At 67.2% G+C, this 6,903-nt stretch carries 9 protein-coding genes; 6 read left to right on the plus strand and 3 right to left on the minus strand.

All coding sequences use genetic code 11. The features are described 5' to 3' along the window. Positions 1-5 precede the first annotated feature (5 nt). From AX681_RS02490 to msrB, 5 genes are all read left to right on the plus strand, one after another. Complete coding sequence (locus AX681_RS02490) at positions 6-611, plus strand: type II secretion system protein GspJ (RefSeq protein WP_082738070.1); 606 nt, start codon at positions 6-8, stop codon at positions 609-611. Further along, positions 608-1,483 carry a general secretion pathway protein GspK gene (locus AX681_RS02495; RefSeq protein ID WP_066662889.1) on the plus strand — a complete coding sequence of 292 codons (876 nt, stop codon included), beginning with the start codon at positions 608-610 and terminating at the stop codon, positions 1,481-1,483. The genes AX681_RS02490 and AX681_RS02495 overlap by 4 nt, the downstream gene beginning before the upstream one ends. Before the next feature lie 89 nt (positions 1,484-1,572). Continuing rightward, positions 1,573-1,971 carry a MerC domain-containing protein gene (locus tag AX681_RS02500; protein WP_066681603.1) on the plus strand — a complete coding sequence of 133 codons (399 nt, stop codon included), beginning with the start codon at positions 1,573-1,575 and terminating at the stop codon, positions 1,969-1,971. 115 nt (positions 1,972-2,086) lie between these two features. After that, positions 2,087-3,316 (plus strand): cytochrome P450, encoded by a 1,230-nt coding sequence (locus AX681_RS02505; RefSeq protein ID WP_066665164.1) that lies wholly within the window; start codon positions 2,087-2,089, stop codon positions 3,314-3,316. 60 nt (positions 3,317-3,376) lie between these two features. Next, positions 3,377-3,856: a peptide-methionine (R)-S-oxide reductase MsrB gene (gene msrB / locus AX681_RS02510; RefSeq protein WP_066665162.1), complete on the plus strand. Its 480-nt coding sequence runs from the start codon at positions 3,377-3,379 to the stop codon at positions 3,854-3,856. 3 nt (positions 3,857-3,859) lie between these two features. Here msrB and AX681_RS02515 read toward each other — a convergent pair whose 3' ends face one another. Next, a complete protein-coding gene (locus AX681_RS02515) occupies positions 3,860-4,405 on the minus strand; it encodes a CHAP domain-containing protein (protein ID WP_066665154.1) in 546 nt (181 codons plus the stop codon). A 461-nt stretch (positions 4,406-4,866) separates the two neighbouring features. Between AX681_RS02515 and AX681_RS02520 the strand changes: the two genes are divergently transcribed. Beyond that, positions 4,867-5,418 carry a hypothetical protein gene (locus AX681_RS02520; RefSeq protein WP_066665152.1) on the plus strand — a complete coding sequence of 184 codons (552 nt, stop codon included), beginning with the start codon at positions 4,867-4,869 and terminating at the stop codon, positions 5,416-5,418. A 138-nt stretch (positions 5,419-5,556) separates the two neighbouring features. Here the strand turns inward: AX681_RS02520 and AX681_RS02525 are convergent, their stop codons facing one another. Both AX681_RS02525 and AX681_RS02530 read right to left on the minus strand, forming a co-directional pair. Beyond that, entirely contained in the window at positions 5,557-6,288 is a 732-nt protein-coding gene (locus AX681_RS02525; RefSeq protein ID WP_066665150.1) for an extensin-like domain-containing protein, read from the minus strand. Further along, positions 6,285-6,903 (minus strand): NUDIX hydrolase (locus AX681_RS02530; RefSeq protein ID WP_231734853.1); only part of this gene is annotated, 619 nt, incomplete at its 5' end. The genes AX681_RS02525 and AX681_RS02530, both read right to left, overlap by 4 nt.

Here is a 6,903-nt window from a genome sequence, read left to right on the forward strand (position 1 = left end):
CGGCAATGCCGTCGCCCCGGCGTAGGCCGGGACCGCTAGAGGCATCGCTGGACGAGCCATCGGGCGGCCCCGGCCTCCGCCGGGGCGACGAAGGTTTTACCCTGCTCGAACTCATCATCTCGCTGGGCCTGTTTGCGCTGATCGCGGTGGCGGGGCTGACGTTGCTCAACAGTGTGATGACGACGCAGGAGCGGACCGAGGGGCGGCTCGACCGGACGGCGGCGATCCAGCGGACGATGTTCGTGCTGCAGAGCGACCTTGACCAGATTACGCGCGGTGCGGTGAGCGGTGGGGGGAGCAATGTCGCTTTCACCCGCGTTGCTGCGGGGATGGGCGGGCCTCCAGTGCCGTTGCGCTATGCCGCGGCGGGTGGGGCGCTGGTGCGGGCCGCGCCGCAGCCGCAGTTGTTGCTGACCGGGGTGAGCGGCGTGCGCTGGCGCTTTCTCGACGGACAGCGCTGGGTCGATCGCTGGCCGCCGAATGACGAGCGCAAGGACGAGTGGCCGCGCGCGGTGCAGGTCGAGATGCAGTTGGCGGGCGAGCGCGGGCCGCAGGGGACGTTGCGCCGCGTGGTCGCGCTGCCGGTCAGGCCGCAGGACGAAGCGCAATGACCCGGCGCGACGACGAACAGGGCATGATCCTAGTCAATGTGCTGATGTTCGTCGCCATTGCGAGCGGGCTGGTGCTGCTGATGATCGGGCGCGAGGAGCTGGCGCTCGACCGCGCGCTGCGTAGCCGGGAGGCGGCGCGGGCGGCGGCGATCGTGCGCGGGGGCGAGCTGTCGGCGATCTCGGCGCTTCAGCGCGATGCGCTGGCGGCACCGCAGGTCGATCATGCGGGCGAGGAGTGGGCGTCGATCGGGGCCAACGGTGCGACCATCGATGGGGGCATTTTCGACCTGGCGGTCAGCGATGCCGAGGGGCGGTTCAACGTCAACATGCTGCGTAGCGGTGATGCGGTGCCGGTGATCCTGTTCCAGAAACTCGCGCGGATCGCGGGGCTGGACGAGCAGCAGGCGGTCGAGGCGATAGCCTATATCCGCACGCAAGGCCCGGTCAGCGATGTGCGGCCGATCCGGCTGATCCCGGGTGCGGACCCGGCGGCGATTGCGCGGCTGGAGCGGATGGTCACGGCGCTGCCGGGCAAGACGACGATCAACCTGAATGCGGCGGATCAGGAGCTGCTGGCGTTCCTGATCGGCGATCCGGTCGCGGCCGAGCGGATCGTGGCGATCCGCAAGCGCAACGGGCAGATCACGTTGCGCGACCTGTCCGACCTCAAGGTCAGCCAGCCACCGGGGACGGCGTTCAGCTCCAACACCTATTGGGTTCGCGTGCGGGCGAAGATCGGCGACACGGTGCAGCAGGGGGCGACGCTGATCCAGCGGCGGAAAGCGGTGGATGGGGCGGTGACGACGGTGCCGGTCGCGCGCTGGCGCAACGCCGCGCTGCCGCCAGAGGCGCCGGCGCTGGCCGGCGGGTGAAGTTTACGCGGAGCGTTACACGACTGACCTTCGGCCCTTGCAATCGATGATATGAAGTATCATCTGCGCCGCTTGTACCGGAGTAGGCGATGCGGGCGCGGTTGGTGAGTTGGTTCGACGGATTGGCAGTGGGCGCGTCCGTGCTGTGCCTGATCCACTGCCTGGCGCTGCCTATCGTGATCGCCGCATTGCCCGCGCTGGCCGCGCGGCTCGATCTGGGCGAGGGGTTTCACCTTGGCGTGCTGGCGTTTGCGCTGCCGGTCAGCGCGGTTGCGCTGGGCGAGGGCTGGCGGCGGCATCGCGGGCTGACGCCGTTGTTTGTGGGCGCGGCGGGGTTGGTGCTGCTGGCGGCGGGGCTGGCGTTCGAGGAGTGGGTCGCGGTCGAGACGGGCGTGACGGTGGCTGGGAGCCTGTTGCTGGCCGGGGCGCATGTGGCGAACTGGCGGGGGCGGGGTTTGGTCGCCGCCTCGGCACGTGGGTCTCGGTGAGACTTGGCGGCCCCACCCCAACCCCTCCCCTGAAGGGGGGGCTAAGAAGGCACTATTGACATTCCTGTAAGTTAATTCACTCTCCCGGAAAGACAGAATCCGGGAGAGTATCGCCATGGCCACCCTTGCCGCCGAAACCACGCCCATGGTCGATCCGCTCGACGTCACACGGGCGGAACTCTACCGCGACGATACCTGGCACGAACCCTTCCGCCAGCTGCGCGCCGAGGCCCCGGTGTACAAGTGCGAGAATAGCGGGTTCGGGCCCTATTGGTCGATCTCGACCTACAAGCCGATCGTCGAGGTTGAATCGCTGCCCGAGCTCTACTCGTCCGAAGCGGGCGGAATCGTCGTGGCCGACCTGATGCCCGAGGACATCCGCATGCCGATGTTCATCGCGATGGACCGGCCGAAGCATACCGGCCAGCGCCGCACCGTCGCCCCCGCCTTCACGCCGAGCGAGATGCTGCGCATGACCGGCGACATCCGCCAGCGCACCGCCGAGATCCTCGATGGCCTGCCGATCGGCGAGACATTCGACTGGGTCGACCGCGTGTCGATCGAGCTGACGACACAGATGCTGGCGCTGCTGTTCGACTTTCCGTGGGAGGAGCGGCGCAAGCTGACCTATTGGTCCGACTGGGCCGGCGATATCGAGATCGCCAAGGACCCGGTGAAGAAGGAGGAACGGCGCGAGATCCTGTTCCAGTGTGCGGCGGAGTTCGGCGCGCTGTGGAACAGCAAGGTCGGCAAGGAGCCGACGCCGGACCTGATTTCGATGATGATCCATTCCGACGCGATGAAGGAGATGGATCAGTTCGAATTCCTGGGCAATTTGATCCTCCTCATCGTCGGCGGCAACGACACCACGCGCAATTCGATGAGCGCCTATGCCTGGGCGCTGGAGCAGTTTCCGGATCAGCGCGCGAAGCTGGAGGCCGATCCGTCGCTGATCGCCAATGCGACGCAGGAGATCATCCGCTGGCAGACCCCGCTGGCGCATATGCGCCGCACCGCGACCGCCGACGCCGAGCTGATGGGGCAGCAGATCAAGGCGGGCGACAAGCTCGTCCTATGGTATCTGTCGGCCAATCGCGACGAGAGCGTGTTCGAGCGGCCGGACGAGATCATCGTCGACCGCGCCAATGCCCGGCGGCATCTGGCGTTCGGCCATGGCATCCACCGCTGCGTCGGCGCGCGGCTCGCGGAGCTGCAGATCGGCGTGCTGATGGAGGAAATGGCGAAGCGCCGCCTGCGCCCGAACGTCGTCGCGGAGCCGGAACGCGTCGCGGCCTGCTTCGTCCATGGCTACAAGGCGATGCCGGTGGAGCTTAGTCGCTACTGACGCGCCCGCGGTGAAACCTTTCGGCGACTGGCACCGTATCTAGGGCTGAGGAGAAGCAGGATGCGGGTTCATCGTCGTCAGTTCATCGGGGTCGTCGGCACGGCGATGATCGTCGGGTGCAGCCCGGACGAGAGCGAGGCGGCGGCGCAGAAATTCGAGTTCACCCTGACCGATGCCGAATGGCGCAAGCGGCTGACCCCGGCGCAATATCGCATCCTGCGGCAGGAAGGGACCGAGCGGGCCGGGACCAGTCCGCTTAACAAGGAAAAGCGCGCGGGCATCTTTGCCTGTGCCGGGTGCGGGCTGCCGCTCTATTCGTCGAAGACCAAATATGACAGCGGCACCGGCTGGCCGAGCTTCTGGCAGCCGCTGAACAATGCGGTGCGGACCAAGTCGGATTTCTCGCTGGGCATGGCGCGGACCGAGGTGATCTGTCGCCGCTGTGGCGGGCACCTTGGCCATGTGTTCGACGACGGGCCGCCGCCGACCGGCAAGCGGCATTGCATCAACGGGCTGGCGCTGAACTTCAGGCCGGCCTGACGCTCACTTCTGGAGCGAGGTTTCGATCCCGAACATCGACAGGTCGACCTGTGCGATGGTGACATTGTCGAACGGGGTAGCGTCCTTGCGCGGTGCGTTCTTGGCGTAGATGAAGCCGTTGACCGGGTAGGTCGAGGTGCCGAGGCCGTTGTTCGACGCGAACCACACCTTGACGCGGCTCCAGTCGCCCGCTTCCGACACGTCGATCGCGATCACGTCCTTTTCGACGCCGCCGCGACGCGACCAGTTGGCGTGGGTGAGCAGCACTTCGCGGTCGCTCAGCACCTTCGACACCATGGCGACATGGCCTAGGCGCATCTTCTGGGTCGGGGCGAACGACATCACCGCGCCTTCGACCGGGGCGTCGCCACGCGCGTAGCGGCCCTCGGCCTGCGCCCACCAGGTGTGGGCGTTGCCATAGATTTCGACGCCGGAGATCATGCGGGCATAGGGGGCGCACTGCCAGAACTGAGCCTGAGCCGGCGTGGCGATCGTCGCCAGGCAAAGCGCGGCCATCAGCGCGAAACGCGCTTTCAGCGTCTGAAACATGGTGGAATTTCCCTTCCCCGAACTCTTAGGATGGGGATTGGCAGGGCGGTCGCGGGCTGACCACCCCCCCAACCTGTATATCCGATGAATCGTTTCGTCGGGGCGATGACTTGCGGAACAGGGCGTGTTGCGGCGCAGCAGGCGGTTAAGGGTGACTACCTAGGTCCAGCGAATCCGCTGTATCAGCGACCAGCGCCACCCGATCCGGCCTAAGGTAAAGGAGCCGGTCATCCACAATGCGATCGGTCGCGATGTTACGGCCCCGAAGCATTTTGTTGCGCCAAAGCCGCAGTCCGCGATCGTTTCAAAAGTGACTGACTCGGTTCGCCGCAGCCATGTTGCGTTGCAACGGATGCTGTGATGACATGCTTAACGCGCGACGACGCAGCATTATCGCGTCGTTAACCATGCGGGGAGCATGATCGCGGAGTGGGCAGATGAGTGGGGTGGGAGTGTAGGAGATGAGTGCACGGAGCAAGCCGGCCGAAGGGGCCATGACCCTGGCCGAGATGAAGGAATTTGCGGGGTTCGCCGCAGCGACGCAGCGCTATATCCGCCGCGCGCTCGACATCGGCCTCGACCGCGACGATGCACTGGAGCGCTGGTCGCGCGACGTGGTCGAAGCGGCCAGCATCCGTGCACAGGCGCATATCTATGACCGCCTCCCCGAAATCCGCGCGCTGATCCCCGACGATACCGGTCTTGATGCGATGGAGCCGTTCCTCAGCCCCCTGATCACCGTCACCGCGTTCGACCTGTCGCAGGGGCGGCTGACCAGCTTTTCGGCCTATCGCTTCCTCTATGAGCGGCTGATCGGTGCGGAAGTGCGCCCCTGGCTCCCCGCCGCATTTTGCGGGGCAGCGGCGCTGCCGCATCTGCACCCGGACCTGCGCCGCAAACTGCTCCAATCGATCAGCGAAGCCGCCGCGACCGCGTCGGGCTGGTCGAACCGCCAGCCGGCCTTCTATCCGCAATGGGTGGAGAAGGTGGACGCCGGCGCGCTGCCGAATTGAACCCTTCACTCCTCCCCCGGAGGGGGAGGGGGACCGCGCGCGTAGCGCGTGGTGGAGGGGTGTCCCGCTATCGTGAGGGCGACACCCCTCCGTCAGCGCTGCGCGCTGCCACCTCCCCTTGCAGGGGAGGACTTTAGACTAACGACACGCCCGCCACCCCATCGCACCGCGTTCGGCCTGGTCGAAGTGAAAATGGTCGCGATGGGCTTCGTTGTAATCGGGTGACAGCACGGTCGCGAACAGGTCGCAGCCGCCGTCGCGCACCGCGCGCAGGAATTGCGCCTTCTGTCCCTCCCCCGCCCAGTCGCCGATCAGCGTGACCCGCGTGCCGTCGGCCAGCCGGAAGGCAGCGATATCGACCGCGTCGGCGGTGGCGTGCTCGCTCCAGCTCGCGCCCTCGCGATTATACATACGGCGGCAATTGTAGCTGCCGAAATGCTCGATCTCCGCGACGCGCTGGCCGAAGATGCGCTGGGCGGCGGGCTGGACCACCTCCCATTCCCACACCGCCAGCCCCGCCGCGACCGGGCAGGATATGCCGAGATCGGCGGGCGCGAAGCCGATGCGGCGCGCGCCACCCTTCGTAAAGCGCACCGCGTCGGTATAGCCGCAGCCCTCGCCCTCCGTCCGCGCGGGTAGCGCGGTGTAGCGGATCCCGGCCTTGTCGAGCGCGGCGCGGCAGGCGGGGAAATCGTCGGTCAGCGCGGTCAGCTTGCGCCCGGTGAACATGCCGACCGGCTGCGACAAGTCGAGCTTGGTCCAGGGCAGATCCTGGGGCCGGTTGCGCAGCATCGCATAGACGAGCAGTGCCAGCGTCAGCAGCAGCGCCGCGATGACGATCGCGCCGACCGAGGTGCGCAGCGCCTTCATGCCCGCAGCGCGGCGCCCAGCGGTTGCGCGGTGACCGGATAGCCCAGCCCTTCGGGAATGCAGAGATGGTCCACGCCGTCGCGCGCCTCGATCCAGGGGGTGATGGTCTCGATTGGATGCGCCCGCGCATCGGCGACCGCATCGTCGAAGCTGTTGAACAACGCCAGCCGCTCAAGGTTGCGTCGCGTCGGAAAGATCATGCGCACCTTGCCCGCATCGGCGGCGGCGAGCGTGTCGCGCGCGCTCGACCAGAAGAGCTGGCTATTTTCATTGCCGTCCACCGCCGGATCGGGCGCGCCATCGGGCCAGCGGGAAAGGTAGAAGCGCGTGTCGAAGATGCGATGCGCGACGCCCTGATGCGGCAGCCAGCGGGCGAAGGGGACGAGCGCGGCGGGGTCGAATGCGCCGCCCGCGATCACCTCCGCGAACGGGGTGCCATCATAGAGCGCCCGCCGCGCGGCCGGCAGATCGGGCAGGTCGACACCGATCGCGACCCCCGCCTCCTCGATGGTTTCGCGCACCGCCGCCACCCGCGCGGCGAAGTCGTCCGGGTCGCCTGTTAGGGTCGCGGCAAAGGTGTGGTCGCCTGCATCCACTCTGCCACCGGGAAACACC

This window comes from Sphingomonas sp. CCH9-E2 (assembly GCF_001557215.1).
In the GTDB taxonomy this organism is placed as follows: domain Bacteria; phylum Pseudomonadota; class Alphaproteobacteria; order Sphingomonadales; family Sphingomonadaceae; genus Sphingomonas.

Coding starts and splice junctions, on each gene's coding strand:
- AX681_RS02490 (WP_082738070.1), top strand. CDS start 6: ATGCCGTCGCCCCGGCGTAGGCCGGGACCGCTAGAGGCATCGCTGGAC.
- AX681_RS02505 (WP_066665164.1), top strand. CDS start 2,087: ATGGCCACCCTTGCCGCCGAAACCACGCCCATGGTCGATCCGCTCGAC.
- AX681_RS02520 (WP_066665152.1), top strand. CDS start 4,867: ATGAGTGCACGGAGCAAGCCGGCCGAAGGGGCCATGACCCTGGCCGAG.
- AX681_RS02500 (WP_066681603.1), top strand. CDS start 1,573: ATGCGGGCGCGGTTGGTGAGTTGGTTCGACGGATTGGCAGTGGGCGCG.
- AX681_RS02515 (WP_066665154.1), bottom strand. CDS start 4,405: ATGTTTCAGACGCTGAAAGCGCGTTTCGCGCTGATGGCCGCGCTTTGC.
- AX681_RS02495 (WP_066662889.1), top strand. CDS start 608: ATGACCCGGCGCGACGACGAACAGGGCATGATCCTAGTCAATGTGCTG.
- AX681_RS02525 (WP_066665150.1), bottom strand. CDS start 6,288: ATGAAGGCGCTGCGCACCTCGGTCGGCGCGATCGTCATCGCGGCGCTG.
- msrB (WP_066665162.1), top strand. CDS start 3,377: ATGCGGGTTCATCGTCGTCAGTTCATCGGGGTCGTCGGCACGGCGATG.